This is a genomic window from uncultured Abyssibacter sp., assembly GCF_964000955.1.
Taxonomy (GTDB): Bacteria; Pseudomonadota; Gammaproteobacteria; order Nevskiales; family OUC007; genus Abyssibacter.
Map to the genome: position 1 here is coordinate 1 of NZ_CAXFCL010000319.1, position 16982 is coordinate 16982.

A 16982-nucleotide genomic window follows, 5' to 3' on the forward strand; every position below is an offset into this window, starting at 1 on the left:
ACCGCAAAGCAGGCGGATGCCTATGAGCAGATCGGTGACCGAATCCTCGACCTTCCGGGCAGCGATCTCGCCGATGCTCGGGATGCCTATCGGGCGGCGCTGGCCTTGCGTCTGGACATTGTGGAAACCAAGGGTGTCGCAAACCTGGATGGCGACGATCTGGCTGGCCTGCAAACGCTGATCGGCTCACCGGACCAGGGATTCATCGCCATCGGCGATGACGAGAGTATCGCCGAAGCCTCCGCGGTTATCGATGAATTCATCGACATCGTCGGCGGCGGGGAATACACCTCTGCATACGCCCGTGCGGTTCTCAGCCTCCGACGTTATGCGGAAGACCTGGTCGAGCGGGCGCTGGCCGCCGGTTTGAATGACGCAGGGTTGAACGGGGGCGCGGAGCAGGCCGTCGACCAGGTCGCTGCGGCGGTGCGCGATGCCAACGCCGCTCAACACAGCGGATCAGCCTGCAGCGAGCATCAGGAATCCGGCAACGAGGCCCACTACCTCCTGCGCGGCATCTACATGCTGGATGCCGCAGACCTCTACCGCCAACTGGGCCTGAATGCCGACGTCGTCGCCGTCCTGGAAGACGACCTCGCTCTGCTGCAACCGACGAACTACGCCAAATGCCGCCTCGAAACCTATGGCGATGACATCGTCGAAATCCTGACCAGCATCGGTGAAACAGAACGGGCACAGGACTACATCGACAACATGCTCGACGCTGACTGGAAGGAAGAGGCTGAAGCCGCCATGGCACTGGCGCTGGCCGATGTCGAGCGCGATGCCGGAAACATCGAGGAAGCCGTCGACATCATCCTGACGCAGACCACCGGCAGCCGGGCACCTCGGGACATCATGTTCAACTTGGTATACACCCAATCGAACACCCGTGGGCTTGGCGGCGTGCTGGTTGATCGGGGTGACTACACGCAGGCAAAAATCGCCATTGATGCCGCCTGGGACTACTACCAGTCCGACGCATACCAGGACTATGCGGCATCACAAGACGATGGCGCCGCATACGAGGTGTACCTCAACCTCTCGGCACTGCGCATCGTGGACCTTTACGCGAAGGCCGGCTACTCGGATGAAGCATTCGCGGTGCTGGCTGCGCTGGATACCGTGGTCGACGATCAGGTCAGCGGCACACCTGCCCTGCGCGCCGAGGCCCTGATCGAAATGGGCCGCCAGTACTCCTATTCCGGTGACGATGCGACGGCTGATGCCCGCCTCGCCTCCGCCCGCAGTGTGCTGGATTCAATCAGCACGCCGGATGACGCCATCACCTTGATGCGGGAACTGAACCGGGCGCAACGCGACCTCAGCCGCTACGGCGAAGGTGAGTTGTTCGACGCGGCCGAAGCCGTCCGCGCACGGGTCGATGATCTCTGCTGCGATGGTGTTCCGGACGAGGAACTGGCCGAGGCACGCCGGGTCCAGGCGGACTACCTGATTGACCTCGGCAGTGATCTGGTGGACGCGAGCTACCATCTGCGCGCGCTGCAATGGCAGGCCATTCGCGACGGTGGCGACGCGACGACCTACAACGCCCATCTGGCGACTGCAATCAACCGCGCCCGTGAAACGCTGCTGGCAGCGGCGAGCGTGACCGACACAATCGCCAACGCCGATGACCGCGTCAGCGACTACGGGTTCGTCGTGGCCGTGCTGGGCAAGCAGGACGACGTCGCCGATGTGCTCGCACGCATCGAAAACGCCCCGGATCGCAACGACAAGGCCGTCAATGCCGCACAGGCGTTGCTGCGGGCCAACCCGTACTCGACGGTCTCCGACTTCCCGGTGCGGGTCACGGATGGGGCCGTCCCGATCGACTTCCAGACCACGGCAGCGCCGTTCGCCCGCATCGACACGGACAACGACGGGCTGCCGAACTTCTTCTCGCCCCTCGCGGACGAGGCCACCGTGACCGAATCCGGCCTGATGCTGGATGACGACAGCGATGGCGACGGAACCGGTGATGCCACGGATCGCACCCCGCTCGATCCGGCGAACGTATAGGGCCTGTTCACACTGAAGCGCGCCACTGCGTTGCCGTCCCAGAGGCGGTCAGGCAAGGCGCGAGGAGCGATGTTTGGTGATTCCAAATAAACGACGAGTAACGCTGACTGACCGCCTCTGGGACGCAACCCGGAGGGCCGGGCCCATTTTCCTCAATCCTGCGTTGCGGCTCGCTTCTGTGGCGCAACCACAGAGCGCTCACCGCGCCTGGTCTTGCGGAAAAATGGTCTCCGGCGCAGCGGCGCGTTTTAGTGTGAACAGGCCCTAGTCTCCTTCTCCATGGCGCACCGCATTGCGGCGGCAACCCTCGGGGTTGCCGCCCTCTTTTATTTGGCCCCCGTCATCAGCGCGTCACCGGACAGCTCCGGCGACGACATCGATGATCGCGAGCCGTCCAAACACAACACCGGCACGACCGACCCGACGCAATCACCGACGCTGGACCTGCCTCCGGTCGAGGTCCGTGGCACCGCAAGCATCGACCACATCGGCGAGGTTCACCTCACCCGCGAGGACATCCTGCGCATGCAGGACGGCAACGGCGATCTCAACCGCCTGCTGCGCAACCTGCCGAACGTGCAATTCGACGAGAACTTGAGCGACGCGGACAACCTCGGCGAAATCACCGCCGCCAGGGTGAGCATCGCCGGGGGCCGCTTCTACGAGAACCGTTTCTCGGTCGACGGCATTTCCACCAACAGCGCGCTCGACCCGGCCAGTGACGCTCCGACCTCCTCCGTGAACGATGTGCCCGGCTTCGCCCAGAGCCAGTTCTTCGACACCGACATCATCGAGTCGCTGGCGGTTTATGACAGCAACGCACCAGCCAGTGTCGGCGGGTTCACCGGTGGTGCCGTGCTCGCCGAGACGAGATCGCCAGGCTTCCGGCGCGGTGCCAGCGCGTTCATCAGCGGTACCGGCGATGAGTTGGTCAACCTGAAAGTGATCCAGCCACCCCCACCGGACGACGAGAATCCGGTGGATATCGAAATCGAGGACGCGCCGCGGTATCGCAAGCTGCGCATGGGCGCCAGCTTCGATCAGCCGATCGGCGAGCATGCCGGCCTGCTGTTCTCGGCCACGCGACTGACCTCGGACATCCCCACCCTGACGCTGGCCGAATTCCGGGAACAGCACCGCGAAAACGCGAATCTGCTCGCCAAGACCCGGCTGCAACTCGGCCGCACCGATCTGGCGGCGACCGCGACCTACACGCCCTACACCTCCGACCAGTTCATCATCGATGCCCTGAACAGCGACTTCACGACCACCGGCGGTGGTGGTTCGCTACTGCTGGAAGGCTCGCGGATCACCACCTGGGGCACGGTGGACGTGGCGCTGAGCCACGCGCAATCGGAAACCAATCGCATGGCGCGGCAGTCGTTCATCAACTGGCTCACGTCGAGCAACGGACCGGACTGGGGCGAGGCGGTCTACAGCCTGCACAGTCGTGAAGGCGGTTTTGGCGATATCGACAAGACCCAGCAGAACACGCGGCTGGAACTGTCACTGGACACCGGACTGTTCGGAGGGCGGATGGAAACGGGTCTGTCCGTCGAGCGGGTGGCCGCGGGTTTCACGCGTGATGAAGACGCTTACGTCTATTCCACCGGCGAGGTCGACAGCCGGATTCGCTGTGTCGGCGACAACGTCCCGGCCTGCATCTCGGGCAATCAGGCGCTTTACTCGCGATCCGTCTATCCCACCGATGACGTCGATGTGGCGCTCACCCAGGCGGCAACCCATGCGAGCTGGCGCTATGAGCGCGAGCACTGGAGCACCCGCCTCGGTCTGCGCCTGGATGTGGACGACTACCAGCGGAACTGGAACCTCGCGCCACGTCTGCTGTTCACCGCTACACCCTGGGATTTCCTCGGCCTGCATGCCGGCGCCAACCGCTACTACAGCCAGGCACTGCTGACCTACAAGCTGCGCGAGGCGCGCGCGCCGTTCTTTTCCCAGTATCGCGAGGCAACCGGCGCCAACATCAACGGCTCCCCGGTGAAGCTGGTGGACAACAACTGGCTGACCAGCGCGGGCGCCGGGCGCTTCCTGTACACGGGCTCGGCGGATTCGTTGTCCACCCCGTATTCGGACGAACTCTCGGGCGGACTGTCGCTGGACCTTTGGGGGTTCAATGCCGGCCTCCGTCTGACGCGACGCTGGTACCGCGACGAGTTCGCTCAGGACGAATCCCCCGAAGACCCGGACACCGGCCTGATCACGCTGACGCCCAACAACGCGGGCGAAGGCCGGTATCAGGGCATCGTGTTCGCGATCTCCCGGAACCTGCTGCCCACCGTGAATCTGTCCGCGAACGTGACCTGGTCGGAAACCGAACGCAGCAACGACGGCTACGACACGCGCTCGGCCTCCGAATTCGAGGACACGCTGGTGTACTACAACGACACCGTCGTTCCGCTCGGCCGCGTGAACACCCTGGCAACCGACTTCGCCAGGCCCGTCGTGGTCAATCTGACCCTGAATGCTCGCATCGGGCCGCGGCTGGATGTGAGCCTGACCGGGCGTTATCGCGGCGAATATCGCAATGTCGAGGACACCGGACGCAGCATCGACAAGGCCGTGCAGCGCTGCCCTGCCTGCGAACAACGTCTTGAGGAACTACCCATCTACGGCGTGATCACGCGCCGACCGAACACGCTATTCGACGCCAAGCTGCGCTACCGACAGCCGGTCACCGCATCGCAGTTCATCGAGTTCGAGGCAATCATCGACAACCTGTTCAACGCGCGGACTTACACGGCATCCGGCGCGGACGCCTACGAAGCCGGCATCGGCGCCTGGCTGTTGCTGCGCTATCGCTACGGCGGAGGCACGTCATGAGAACGCGCCGACTGTGGCTCGCGACCTTCGCGGTGTTGTCCGGTCTGACGCTGGCCTTTGTCGGCGGCATGTACTGGAGCCAACATTCGCCATCGGCGTCGGACCCGATGCCGGCCGACGACGACCCGATCGCCGCGCTGTACCGGGTGCCGGTCGACCAGTGGCCCGCACCGACCGTGGACGAGGGCATCGACTGGCAGCCGCTGGGTCCGCTGCCGGAGCCACCCGCCGGCCGTGACTGGACGCCGCTGACCCATCTGGGGCGCCAGCTGTTCTTCGACCCCAGGATGTCCAGCAGTGGTCAGATCGCCTGCGCGTCCTGCCACGATCCCGAGCACGGCTGGACGGATGGGCGCCAGCTGCCGTTCGGCCATTTGCGCGCGCCCGGGACGCGCAATACACAAAGCCTGATCAACGCCGCGTTCATGGACCGGCTGTTTCGCGATGGCCGTGCCGGCAGCCTGGAGGCGCAGGTGTCGATACCGCTGGCCAGCGATATCGAGATGCATCACACGCCGGCCGGCGCCGTCCAGCGCATCGCCGCGCGCGAGAGCTACGCCACGCAGTTCGAGGCCGCCTTCGGCGATCCCGAGGTCACCTACCCCAGAATCGTCAGCGCCATCGCCGACTTCGAACGCCGGCTGATCAGCCGCAGCTCGCGCTTCGATGCCTTCATCGAGGGGAAGCATGACGCGCTCAGCGATCAGGAGATTCGCGGCCTGCACTGGTTCCGCACACAGGGTCGCTGCATGAACTGCCACAGCGGGCCGTTGTTCACCGACCAGCAGTTCCACAACCTGGGGCTGAACTTCTACGGCCGGCCCTTGCAGGACCTCGGCCGCTACAACGTGACCGGCAAACCCGAGGATGTCGGCACGTTTCGCACCTCGCCGCTGCGCGATGTCGCGTTCACCGCCCCGTACATGCACAACGGCATGATCCCGCGGCTGCGCAACGTGCTGCTGTTCTACAACAAGGGCGGCGCTCATCCCAAGCGCGGCGAGAAACACGCGGACGATCCGCTGTTCCCGAAGACCTCTCCCCTGCTGCAACCGCTGGACCTGAGCACCGAGCAGATCGACGACATGGAAGCGTTTCTGCACGCGATCTCGGCCCGCCAGAACCGGCTGTCCATGCGCTTCGTCGCCGACCTGCGCGAGCAGGCGGAGCAGGACCGCGAAGCCGGCGCACATGACGCGGACAGTGAGATAAGGCGATAATTGTTCGCATTCTCACGAACGAACCGCGTCATCTTGGGGAAGCCGTCATGACGACCACCACCGTCGATACATCGACCGCACCGGGGAAACCGCGCCTGCGCGCCTGGATGCGCGGCGTGCTCGCCGGACCGCTCGCCTTCATCGCAAGCTGGATCCTGATGGCCGGCGCGGCGCTTTATCTGCCCAAGGGTGCCGCGGGCATCGACAACATGGTGTTCCCCGTCGTGCTGTTTCCGCTGATCTGGGCGCTGCTGTTTCTCTATTCGCTGCTGGACCGACGTCTGCTCCGCGCATATGGCGTGGTCATGCTGCTGCTCGCGGTGCACGGCGGCCTCATCGCCCGACACCTGGCCGGAGCAGGCGCATGATCAAGCTGTCGCAGGAACGCACCAAGGAGCTGCTGGCGATTCACGGCTGGTCGGGCATTCTGCTCGGACTGCTGCTGTACGCGGTGATCTGCACCGGAACCATCGCGGTGTTCTCCACCGAGATCGGCAACTGGTCCAACCCGCTGGACGAACCGGCCACCGACAGCCTGCCGGCGAACATCACGCCGCTGGTGCATGAACTGGGCGCCGACGTCGACCCGGCCCACCGGGAGACCTTCTTTCTGTACACCTCCGGCGGCGGCCGCCTGATGCTCCAGTTCGAAGGACATCTCGAAAGCGAGGACGAGGATGGGCATCCCGGCGCCGAGGAACATTACGGCGTGCTCTACGAGATCGACCCGAACACGCTGACGGTGCTCAACCGGACCGAGGGCCCGGAGGCGCTGCTGGATGCCGCGCGTCGCACCACCGATGCGCTGGCGGACTTTTTTGTCGATCTGCACGTGCGCCTGCACATCCCCAATCCCTGGGGTCTGTTCGTCACCGGCGTGCTCGGACTGATCATGATGGTCGCCGCGATGACCGGCTTCGTGGTCCACCGGCACCTGATCAGGGAGCTGTTCACCATCCGGCGCAACAAGGAGGCGCTGCTGCGCTCGCGTGACGCCCACGTGATTGCCGGCACCTGGACGCTGCCGTTCGCCTTTGTACTCGCGTTCACGGGCAGCTTCTTCAGTTTCGCGACCAGCCTGGGGCTGCCGGCCATGGCCATGGTCGTGTTCGGCGGTGACCAGGAACGCGCGATCGCGGAGGTCTTCGGCGAGCCACCGGCGACGGACGACACTCCCGCCCAGGTGGCCGATTTCGACGCCGTGATCGCCGACGCCCAGGCACGAACGGGCGCCCGCCCGAATTTCGTCGCCGGACGGTTCTACGGCCGCGCGGACTCGCAACTGGTGGTGTTCACGCCGGCCGTCGAAGGCAGTCTGACCGGCCGATCGCCGGTTTACTCGGGCGTCACCGGGGAATTCCTCTACGACAAGCCGATACTCGTCGGCCAGCAGCCGTCCGCGGGCAACACCGTCGCGGCGCTGATGGGGCCGCTGCACTTCGGCAACTTCTCCGGCGTGATCTCCAAGGCGGTCTGGTTCGCGCTGGGTTTCGCCGGCGCCTATGTGGCACTCACCGGCATGTTGCTGTGGACCAACCGTCGCGCCGAGCAGCGCGCCTGGCAACGCATGAGCCGGCTCGTCCACTGGGTTGGCTACGGCCTGCCACTGGCAATGGCGCTAACGCCCTACGGCACCTTCGCCGGCCGCTGGTTCGGCTGGGCAATCGAGGCCGCGCAGTGGACCGCTTTCGGTCTCGCCGCGCTGGCGGCACTGGCGATCGCGATGGTCGCTCGCAGCGTCGCGCAGGTTCGCGCCATCCTGGTGGCCACCACGGGCTTCACCCTGCTTGGCGTGCCGCTGACACGCCTGCTCGCGGGTGGCCCGGGCTGGGTGGAAGCCTGGTCCGGCGGACTGACGACCGTGGTCGCCGGTGACATCGTCATCATCGCCGGCGGCATCATCTGCTTGGGCCTCTGGCGTTACGGCGCGGGCACCTCGGCCGTCGAGACCGGCCGGGCTTCGGCAGCCGCGCGGGAGGCCACTGCATGAGCGTCGCGCTGATCGCGGCGGCCCTCAGCGCCCTGCCCCTGGCCTGGCTTGCCTGGCGCGACCCCAAGCGACTGCGGGCCAGCGGCCAGCGAATGCAGACGCCGCTTTCAGGGCGCGCGAGGGGGCTGTTGGCGTTTGGTGTGCTGGTCCCCGGCCTCGCGCTGGCATTTCACAGTGCCGCGGCGGTGCTGATCTGGCTGGGCGCCGTGACCACGCTCGGCTGGGCCGTGTCCGAAGGGTTCGCGCCGCGGCGCTGAGCGCCGATCTGGTTCAATCCGCGTCGCTGCTCAGTTCGGCGAACAGGAACGCGCGGGCCTTGGTCCAGTCGCGCCGCACGGTGCGTTCGTTGACCTCCAGGATCTCGGCGGTTTCCTGCTCGGAGTAACCGGCGAAATAGCGGCATTCGACGACCCGCGCCAGCCGCTCGTTGTGACTGGCCAGCCGATTGAGCGCGGTATCGATGCCCAACGTGATATTCGGATCGTCGTGACTGCCGGGAACAATGTCCGACATGCCGGTCTTGTCCAGCGACATCGGAATCTCACCGGAACCCCGCTTTTCCGCCAGACGTGTTCGCGCATCGTCGACCAGCACCTGACGCATCGCCGCGGCCGCGGTTCTCAAGAAATGTTGTCGGGACTGCCAAAGGTCCGAGCGCATCAATTTGAGATAGCTCTCGTTGACCAGGGCGGTGGTGTCCACACCGCCGCCCACGCGCCGCCGCTGCCTGCGCGCCTCCAGTCGCAGCTGCTCGTACAGGGCCGAATAAAGCTTGTCGGTCCCCGCCGCCGTCAATTCTCCGGTGTTTTTCTCCACCCTGTGTCCCGGGTCACGTTTCTCGCCTACCCGTTACGCTAACGTTTCATCTTTCACGTGTGAAGTCGAAAAATCGAATTTCGAACGGAATTCGCAAATTTTCCCGATTCACACGCTGCGGGCTGGGCAGGACAGGGAGTCAACGGGATGGCGCAATCGCCAGCCACGCGTCGCCGCTTTCGGCCGGGCGACGTGTTGATCAGCACATCGGAACACGGTTCCGACGCTTACATCATCGAACGTGGTGAAGTCGGAGTCTGGCGGGAAACGGACACCGGCAGGACGTTGCTCGCGCGCCTGGGCGACGGACAAATGGTGGGCGAACTCTCGCTGATCGACGGCGAAGGCCGCACGGCCACGGTCACCGCGCTGACCGAGTGCACCGTCCGCGTCGTCACGGCCGAAGATCTGACCAACCACCTGGAAGGCGTCCATCCGATCGTCCACACCCTGATCGACGCCCTGCTCGAACGCATTCGCGCCAATGACCGCGCCGCCCGTGGCTACACGCTGCCGGGACTTCCGCAAACGCCCGAAGGCATCGCTTCCAGCTTTGACGATGCCGTGACCGCTGGCGCCTTGCAGCTGCTGTACGAACCGGTGATCAGCATCGATGGCGGCGCCACCGAGCAAGTACGTGCCACCGTCACCTGGTTCAACACCGGCGACGGACGCGCGCCCGCCGCGGAGCTGCTGAAGACGGAACCCGCGGGCCACACGCTGGCCGAGGTCACGAGCTGGTATCTGCTGCGTGCCACCGCCGACCTCGCGGCGCTGCGGCGCCGGACCGGTGTCTCATCGGTCGCCGTCGCTCTCAGCGAGCATCAACTGATGGGCGACGGGCTGGTCGATGATGTGTTCGGCGCCATCTCCAACGCCTGCATCGCGCCCGAAGCGCTGATGCTGGAACTGCACGAGGCCGACCTGCCCGAACCCGGGTCGCTCATCGCCGAACGCCTGAGCCGATGCGTCCAGGGTGGTGTACGCCTGGCGATCCGCCACTTCGGATCGCGGCTGGGGCCCATCCAGCGGCTGGTGGATCTGCCGATCAGCGAGGTGCTGATCGATCCGAACATGCTGCGCGACGCCGACCACGCTGAACAGATGCTGCATGCGCTGGTGGCCATCGCCGACCGGGCCGAGCTGACGCTGATCGCGCAGGACCTGCAAACCGACGAGCAGGTGGACCGAGCCCGGCGCGCCGGTATCCAGACTATTCACCGCAAGAGCCCGCTCGCCGGCGACGGTGCCGGCATCCGCTCGGTGCGTTCGTCGCTGGAGGTGACGCCCGAGGACGGGCTGGTCATCGACGGCGTGGCCGATCAGCCCTCGTCGCTGGCCGGCTGAATCTTCACCAGCAACTGACGGTTGGCGACCTGGTCGCCACCGGCTGCCTCGACGGATTCCACCGTACCCGGAACCGGGGTCGTGAGCTGGAATTCCATCTTCATGGCTTCCAGCACTGCGACGGTCTGGCCGGCTTCCACGGTGTCGCCGGCGGCAACCCGCACTTCCAGCAGACGACCGTCGCTGGTCGCCAGGATGCGGCCGTCGGCGCCCGGCGCCGCCGCCTGCGCGGGCTCCAGGGTGACATCACGGAAACAGAACGTCCGGTCCAGCGCGGTCAGCCACAGCTCGTCACCGGAGCGTGTGTAGTCGATGCGCGCCGCGACGCCATCCATTTGCAGGCGGGTGTAGCCGGGGCCTGAACCCTCGACCAGGAACTCATGCGTTTCGCCGTCCAGGGTCACGGTGTAATGCCGCGCCGAATCGTGGACCAGCGTCAGCGCATGCCGCTCCTCGCCCCAGGCCACGGTCATGCCGATGGTGCCACCTGGCGCGCTGTGCCAGTCCGCCAATTCGCTGGGCAGCGCGGCTTGCTGCAGCAGCTCGGCGCCGTCCGCCCGGTAGATGGCGAGCGCGGCCAACGCGTAGTGCAGCGGCGCCGGAACCCGCTCCGCCAGCGTCGTCTCGCTGAAATGCGACGGCATGTAGCCGGTGTTGAAATCCCCGGCGGCGAAATCGGATTCGTCGAGGATGTCCTTGAGCAGGTCCAGGTTCGACACCACGCCGTGCAATCGGGTGTTGCCGAGCGCGCGCAGCAGCCGGCTGCGCGCGGAGTCCCGGTCATGCCCGTAGGCGATGATCTTGGCGACCATGGAATCGTAGTACGGGCTGATCTCGCCGTCCGACAGCAGGCCGTGATCGACGCGCAGGCCCTCGCCCTCCGGAATCACCCAGGCCCGGATCGGCCCGGTCTGCGGCACGTAGCCGGTGCGCGGGTCCTCGGCGCACAACCGAACCTCGATGGCGTGACCGGTCTGGGTGATCTGCGCCTGTTGCAGCGGGATCGGATCGCCCTGGGCGATCCGCAGCTGCCAGTCGACCAGATCGACACCGGTGACCAGCTCGGTGACCGGATGCTCGACCTGCAACCGGGTATTCATCTCCAGGAAGTAGAACTCGCCGTCCGCGCCCAGCAGAAACTCCACGGTACCGGCGCCCACGTAGGCGATGGACTGCGCGGCGGCCACCGCGGCCTCGCCCATCCGCGCACGCAGCTCGGCATCCACCACCGGCGACGGCGATTCCTCGACGATCTTCTGGTTGCGACGCTGCACCGAACAGTCGCGCTCACCCAGGTGCACGACGGTGCCGTGACGGTCACCGAACACCTGGATCTCGACATGACGGGCACCGACCACGGCCTTTTCCAGAATCAGTTCGCCGTTGCCGAAGGCGTTCTCCGCCTCGCTGCGAGCCGAACGGATCATCTCGCCAAGCTTCGCGGGGTCGTCGCAAAGCCGCATGCCGCGACCACCGCCGCCCGCGGCGGCCTTGATCATGATCGGCACGCCGATCTTCTCCGCCTCGGCGGTCAGCACGGCATCGTCCTGATCACCGCCCTCGTAACCGGGCACGCAGGGCACGCCGGCATCGATCATCTTGATCTTGGCCTGGCGCTTGTTGCCCATCAGCGTGATCGCATCCGGCGACGGGCCGATGAACACGATGCCGGCGTCGGTACAGGCCTGCGAGAAGTCCGCGTTCTCGGCCAGGAAGCCGTAGCCGGGATGAATCGCGTCAGCGCCCGAGCGGCGCGCCGCGTCGATGATCTTGTCGATGACGAGATAGGACTCGCCCACCGGAGCCGGTCCCAGCCGGACCGCCTCGTCCGCCAGCGTCACGTGTCGCGCCGTGCGATCGGCGTCGGAGTAAACCGCCACCGTCCGATAGCCCGCGCCGCGCGCGCCCTCAATCACGCGGCAGGCAATCTCGCCGCGGTTGGCCACCAATACCTTGGTAAAGCGTGCCATGTTGCTCCTCGTCTTCTCGCTGTCGCCGTGATCCGGCGAATCAGTTGTCAACAACCGCCCAGTTGGGCAGCCGCTTTTCAATAAATGCCATCGTGCCTTCCGTGCCTTCGTCGCTGCGCAGGCACTCGGCGAAATCGCGCGCGGCATCGTCCAGCAGGTCGTCCGGATCAGCCTGCGCCACGCCCAGCATGATCTGCTTGGTCACCGCGTTGGCATTCGGCGCGCAGCGGCGGATCTGGCCGATCACGGCGTCCAGTCGTGCCTCCAGCGCATCGCTGTCCTGCTCGACGAAATGCACCAGTCCCAGTCGCAGGGCCTCGGCGCCGTCGAAACGACCGCCGCAGACGCCCAGCCGACGCGCCTGGGTCAGACCGATGCGCTCGACCACGAACGGGGCGATCTGCGCCGGCGGCAGGCCGAGACCCGTCTCCGGCAGACCGAACTTGGCGTCCGGCGCGGCGATGGCCACGTCGCTGACGCAGCAAAGTCCGAAGCCGCCACCCAGCACGGCGCCCTCGAGAATCGCGATGACCGCCTGCGGCGCGGCGTTGACCTTGCGCAGCATGGTGCCGAAGCTGCGCGAATAGTCGATCACCGCGTCCGAATGCTGCGTCCGCGGCGACTGGCGCGCCGCGGCCATGTCCTTGATGTCGCCACCGGCGCAGAAATTGGCGCCGGCACCGCGCAGCACCACGGCGCGGATGTCACGGTCGTCGGCGATGGCGTCGATGATGTTGCAGATGTCAGTCAGCAAGCCGACCGACATCGCGTTGCGCGCCTCGGGACGGTTGAAGGTGAAGTGCAGGACACCGGCCTTGATCTCGACCAGTGCGTTCGGTGTTTCGGGTAGCGTCGTCATGATGGCCTCTTCGGTCAGCCGGACTTGCGCTTGCCGCCCAGTCCGAGACGTTTGCTGATGATCTGCAGCATCACCTCGTCGGCGCCGCCGCCAATCGAGTGCAGGCGCAGATCGCGGTAGAACTGGGCCACCGTGGACTCCCACATGAAGCCCTGCCCGCCCCAGAATTGCAGCGACGCGTCGCAGACCTCACGGGCGACACGGGCGCTCTTGAGCTTGGCCATGGACGCCAGCAGGGTGACGTCCTCGCCTGCGATCAGCGCGCCGATGGCCTTGTCGATCAGGCCGCGCACGGCCTCGATCTCGGTCGCCAGCTCGGCAAGGCGGAACTGCACGTACTGGTTGTCCAGCACGCTCTGGCCAAAGGCCTTGCGGCCGCGGGTGTAGTCGATGGTGTCGTCCAGCACGCGGTCCATCGCCTTGAGGATGCTGGCCGACAGGAACAGGCGCTCCTCCTGGAACTGCATCATCTGGTAGACGAAGCCCTTGCCCTCCTCGCCGATCAGGTGAGCCGCGGGAACGCGGACCTCGTCGAAGAAGATGATCGCGGTGTCGGAACTGCGCTGGCCCAGCTTGTCCAGCTTGGTCCGGCGGTCGATGCCCTTGGCGTCCAGCGGCACGACGATCAGCGACTTGTTGCCGTGGCGGCTGGTCGGATCGGCATCGCCGGTGTTGACCAGCGTGCAGGCCCAGTCCGCCTGGGTGCCATTGGTGATCCACTGCTTGGAGCCGCTGATCACGTACTCGTCGCCTTCGCGCCGCGCCGTGGTCTTGATGCCGGCGACATCGGAGCCGGCGCCCGGCTCGCTGACGGCGATGGCTGCGACATGGTCACCGGCCACCGCGGGCTTGAGAAAGTTGTCCTTGAGGAAATCGGAACCGAAGCGGGCCAGCGCCGGCGTCGACATGTCGGTCTGCACGCCGATCGCCATCGGAATGCCGCCGCAGGTGCACACCCCCAGCGCCTCGGCGAATTCCATCTGGTAGCTGTAGTCCAGCCCCATGCCGCCGACGTCCTCCGGCTTGTTGATGCCGAGAATCCCGAGATCGCCCATCTTCTTGAAGACCTCGTGGGCCGGGAACACGCCATCGCGTTCCCATTCGGCGACGTGCGGGTTGATCTCGTCCAGCACGAAACGCTCGACCGTGCGGTAGATTTCCTGGTGTTCGTGTGTGCGCTGCATGGCTAGTCTCCGCTCTGATCCTGCGCTGGTCTCTGGTGGCGATGGCGCCTGAGTCCGTCCTGTCCGTGGCGCGCCGTTGCGAGCGCGCGCCACCACGAGCACGGCCCCTCCTACATCCGGGCGACGCCGAAGCTGTTCTTCGCCACTTCGCGCAGCTTGGCGTCCTGACAGATCGACAGCGTGAAGCCCAGCACCCGGCGCGTGTCGCGCGGGTCGATCAGGCCGTCGTCGAACAGGCGAGCCGTGGCGGCGAGCGCGTCGGCTTCCTTGTTGAAGCGGCCGATGATGTCCGCCTCCATGGCGTCGAGCATCTCCTGCGGAACCTCACGGCCCTGCTGCTTCATCTTCGCCTCGGTGACGATGGACATCACCTTGGCCGCCTGCTCGCCGCCCATGACGGCGGTGCGGGAATTCGGCCAGGCAAAGATGAAATCCGGATCGAAACCACGCCCGCACATGCCGTAGTTGCCGGCACCGAAGCTGCCGCCCATGACGACGGTGATCCGGGGCACCGCGGAATTGGCCACGGCCTGCACCATCTTGGAGCCATGCTTGACGATGCCGCCCTGCTCCGACTCGGTGCCGACCATGTATCCGGTGGTGTTCATCAGGTAGACCAGCGGCGTCTGCGTCTGCACGCAAAGCTGCATGAACTGCGCGGCCTTGGTCGCGCCCTTGGTCGTGATCGGCCCGTTGTTGCTGATGATGCCGACCGGCTGGCCGTAGATGCTGGCGCGGCCGCAGATGGTCTGCTGGTCGTATTCGTTCTTGTATTCGAGAAATTCGCTGCCATCGACCACACGGGCGATGACTTCACGGCAATCATAGGGACGGCGGTAGTCGGCGGGCACGACGCCGACCAGTTCCTCCGGCGCATACCGCGGCGCCTCGAAGACCTTGAGGGCCGGCTTCGGCGCGGTGCTGTTCCAGCCGAGCTTGCCGACCACTTCACGGGCCAGGCGGATACCGTCGGCGTCGTCCTCGGCGATGAACTCCGAGGTGCCGGCCACCTGACAGTGCATCTCGGCGCCGCCCAGATCCTCGTCAACAGCAATCTCGCCCGTCGCGGCCTTGAGCAGCGGCGGACCGGCCAGGAACACCTTGGCCTTCTTGCGCACCATGATCACGTGGTCGGACAGACCAGGCATGTAGGCGCCGCCCGCGGTGGACGAACCATGCACCACCGTGACCTGCGGAATGCCGGCCGCGGACAGGCGCGCCTGATTGGCGAAGGTCTTGCCGCCGGGAATGAACACCTCGGCCTGGTACAGCAGGTTGGCGCCACCGGATTCGATCAGCGAAATCACCGGCAGCTTCTGCTTGAGCGCGATGTCCTGGATGCGGATCGTCTTCTGCACGCCGAACGGCGTCATCGTGCCGCCTTTCACGGCCGAATTCGAAGCCGAGATCATGCAGCGCACGCCCGAGACGTAACCGATGCCGATGATGGAGTTTCCGCCGGCGAGCGAGCCGTCCTTGTCGTCGTGATGCTTGTAACCGCAAAGCGTCGACAGCTCCAGGAACGGCGAGCCGCGATCCAGCAGCAAGTGCACGCGCTCGCGCGGCAGCAGCTGTCCACGACCATGGAATTTCTCGCGCTTGGACTCCTCCGTCGCGTGGACCTTGGCCTCCACGTCACGGAAGCGCTTGATCTCCGCGAGCATGTCCTCGCGATTCTTCTGGAAGTCGGCTGACGCCGGGCTGATCTTCGATTCAATGGCCGGCATGGTGTCTCCTCATACCTCGTTGTTCGTTCACCGGGTCCGCCCCGGATGGTCGATGTTGGTGGGTGACGCCTCGCCACCCCGCCGGGTAGGGCTAACCGGACGTCCCCGACACCGCCTTCGGCGGCTGGTAACGGTGAAAGCCCTGGTAGGGCTTCGATCGGTCATGGTCCGGCAGCGGAAACAGCTTCGCGTTGAGGCTGGCCGCGCCGTCAATCTTCACGCAGGTGCCGGAAATGAACGCGGCGCCTTCGGAGAGCAGGAAACAGATCGCCGAGCTGACCTCCGCCTCGGTGGACATGCGCTTGAGCGGCACCAGCTGCGACATCATCGGGATGACCTGCTTGGAGAACGACGGGTCGTAGCTGTCCATGCCGCTGGAGGCCACCCAGCCGGGCGCGACGGCGTTCACGCGCACGCCGAATTGCGCCCATTCCACCGCCAGCGTTTCGGTCAGGTTGACCATGCCCGCGCGGGCCGCCCCGGAATGCGCCATGCCGGGCATGCCGCCCCACATGTCGGCGACGATGTTGACGATGGCGCCGCCGCCATCGCGCATCGATTGCAGCAACACCTCGCGGGCAACCAGAAAGCCGCCGGTCAGGTTGTTGCGGACCACGGCGTCGAAACCGTTCTTGCTGATCATCATCGCCGGGCTGGGAAACTGCCCGCCGGCATTGTTGACCAGACCGTGGATCGCACCGCGCGCGGCGACAATCGCCTGCACGGCGGCCTTGACCGCATCCTCGTCGCGGATGTCGAAGGCCTGGGCGCTGGCGGCGCCACCGTCCTCGATGATTTCGGCCACGACCGTGTCGAGCTTGCTCTGCGTGCGGCCGGTGATGACGACGTGGGCGCCCAGCGCAGCGAGCTCATGCGCGGTGCAACGACCAATGCCCGAGCCACCGCCGGTGACGACGATCGTCCGGCCTTCGAAAAGGCCCGGTTTCAGGACCGAGGCATAGCCCACCGCACGCTCCTCCGTGAACGAGAATTCAATTCGAAT

At 65.9% G+C, this 16982-nt stretch carries 13 protein-coding genes; 7 read left to right on the plus strand and 6 right to left on the minus strand.

The annotated features are described in order from the left end of the window. The 6 genes from ABNS06_RS15295 to ABNS06_RS15320 all read left to right on the plus strand — a co-directional run. Positions 1-2022: hypothetical protein (locus ABNS06_RS15295; RefSeq protein WP_348675462.1), on the plus strand; the 2022-nt coding region annotated here is incomplete at its 5' end. 330 nt (positions 2023-2352) lie between these two features. Then, complete coding sequence (locus tag ABNS06_RS15300; RefSeq protein ID WP_348675463.1) at positions 2353-4866, plus strand: TonB-dependent receptor plug domain-containing protein; 2514 nt, start codon at positions 2353-2355, stop codon at positions 4864-4866. Further along, positions 4863-6086, plus strand: a complete 1224-nt coding sequence (locus tag ABNS06_RS15305; RefSeq protein ID WP_348675464.1) for a cytochrome c peroxidase — start codon at positions 4863-4865, stop codon at positions 6084-6086. The genes ABNS06_RS15300 and ABNS06_RS15305 overlap by 4 nt, the downstream gene beginning before the upstream one ends. Positions 6087-6133: 47 nt before the next feature. Beyond that, positions 6134-6454, plus strand: a complete 321-nt coding sequence (locus ABNS06_RS15310) for a hypothetical protein (RefSeq protein ID WP_348675465.1) — start codon at positions 6134-6136, stop codon at positions 6452-6454. Then, complete coding sequence (locus tag ABNS06_RS15315; RefSeq protein ID WP_348675466.1) at positions 6451-8076, plus strand: PepSY-associated TM helix domain-containing protein; 1626 nt, start codon at positions 6451-6453, stop codon at positions 8074-8076. Before ABNS06_RS15310 ends, ABNS06_RS15315 begins: the two co-directional genes overlap by 4 nt. Beyond that, positions 8073-8333, plus strand: a complete 261-nt coding sequence (locus ABNS06_RS15320; protein WP_348675467.1) for a hypothetical protein — start codon at positions 8073-8075, stop codon at positions 8331-8333. Before ABNS06_RS15315 ends, ABNS06_RS15320 begins: the two co-directional genes overlap by 4 nt. Before the next feature lie 13 nt (positions 8334-8346). Here ABNS06_RS15320 and ABNS06_RS15325 read toward each other — a convergent pair whose 3' ends face one another. Beyond that, positions 8347-8892, minus strand: a complete 546-nt coding sequence (locus ABNS06_RS15325) for an ECF-type sigma factor (RefSeq protein WP_348675468.1) — start codon at positions 8890-8892, stop codon at positions 8347-8349. Between the two features lie 147 nt (positions 8893-9039). Here ABNS06_RS15325 and ABNS06_RS15330 point away from each other — a divergent pair, with 147 nt between their 5' ends. Continuing rightward, positions 9040-10239, plus strand: a complete 1200-nt coding sequence (locus ABNS06_RS15330; RefSeq protein WP_348675469.1) for an EAL domain-containing protein — start codon at positions 9040-9042, stop codon at positions 10237-10239. On the opposite strand, the gene ABNS06_RS15335 is transcribed toward ABNS06_RS15330, so the two are convergent. The 5 genes from ABNS06_RS15335 to ABNS06_RS15355 all read right to left on the minus strand — a co-directional run bounded on the left by ABNS06_RS15335 (position 10215) and on the right by ABNS06_RS15355 (position 16946). Then, the gene (locus ABNS06_RS15335; protein WP_348675470.1) at positions 10215-12209 is read right to left on the minus strand and encodes an acetyl-CoA carboxylase biotin carboxylase subunit; all 1995 of its coding nucleotides are present in this window, start codon (positions 12207-12209) and stop codon (positions 10215-10217) included. The genes ABNS06_RS15330 and ABNS06_RS15335 overlap by 25 nt on opposite strands. A 40-nt stretch (positions 12210-12249) precedes the next feature. After that, entirely contained in the window at positions 12250-13068 is an 819-nt protein-coding gene (locus ABNS06_RS15340; RefSeq protein ID WP_348675471.1) for an enoyl-CoA hydratase/isomerase family protein, read from the minus strand. A 14-nt stretch (positions 13069-13082) separates the two neighbouring features. Beyond that, complete coding sequence (locus ABNS06_RS15345) at positions 13083-14252, minus strand: acyl-CoA dehydrogenase family protein (RefSeq protein ID WP_348675472.1); 1170 nt, start codon at positions 14250-14252, stop codon at positions 13083-13085. Positions 14253-14362: 110 nt separating this feature from the next. Continuing rightward, positions 14363-15979, minus strand: a complete 1617-nt coding sequence (locus tag ABNS06_RS15350; RefSeq protein ID WP_348675473.1) for an acyl-CoA carboxylase subunit beta — start codon at positions 15977-15979, stop codon at positions 14363-14365. Between the two features lie 91 nt (positions 15980-16070). After that, positions 16071-16946, minus strand: coding sequence for an SDR family oxidoreductase (locus ABNS06_RS15355; protein WP_348675474.1), 876 nt, complete (start codon positions 16944-16946; stop codon positions 16071-16073). Positions 16947-16982 lie beyond the last annotated feature (36 nt).

Bases quoted from the DNA above. Each gene is read 5' to 3' on its own strand.
- ABNS06_RS15330 (WP_348675469.1), top strand. From the start codon at position 9,040: ATGGCGCAATCGCCAGCCACGCGTCGCCGCTTTCGGCCGGGCGACGTG.
- ABNS06_RS15345 (WP_348675472.1), bottom strand. From the start codon at position 14,252: ATGCAGCGCACACACGAACACCAGGAAATCTACCGCACGGTCGAGCGT.
- ABNS06_RS15310 (WP_348675465.1), top strand. From the start codon at position 6,134: ATGACGACCACCACCGTCGATACATCGACCGCACCGGGGAAACCGCGC.
- ABNS06_RS15315 (WP_348675466.1), top strand. From the start codon at position 6,451: ATGATCAAGCTGTCGCAGGAACGCACCAAGGAGCTGCTGGCGATTCAC.
- ABNS06_RS15335 (WP_348675470.1), bottom strand. From the start codon at position 12,209: ATGGCACGCTTTACCAAGGTATTGGTGGCCAACCGCGGCGAGATTGCC.
- ABNS06_RS15320 (WP_348675467.1), top strand. From the start codon at position 8,073: ATGAGCGTCGCGCTGATCGCGGCGGCCCTCAGCGCCCTGCCCCTGGCC.
- ABNS06_RS15350 (WP_348675473.1), bottom strand. From the start codon at position 15,979: ATGCCGGCCATTGAATCGAAGATCAGCCCGGCGTCAGCCGACTTCCAG.
- ABNS06_RS15305 (WP_348675464.1), top strand. From the start codon at position 4,863: ATGAGAACGCGCCGACTGTGGCTCGCGACCTTCGCGGTGTTGTCCGGT.
- ABNS06_RS15340 (WP_348675471.1), bottom strand. From the start codon at position 13,068: ATGACGACGCTACCCGAAACACCGAACGCACTGGTCGAGATCAAGGCC.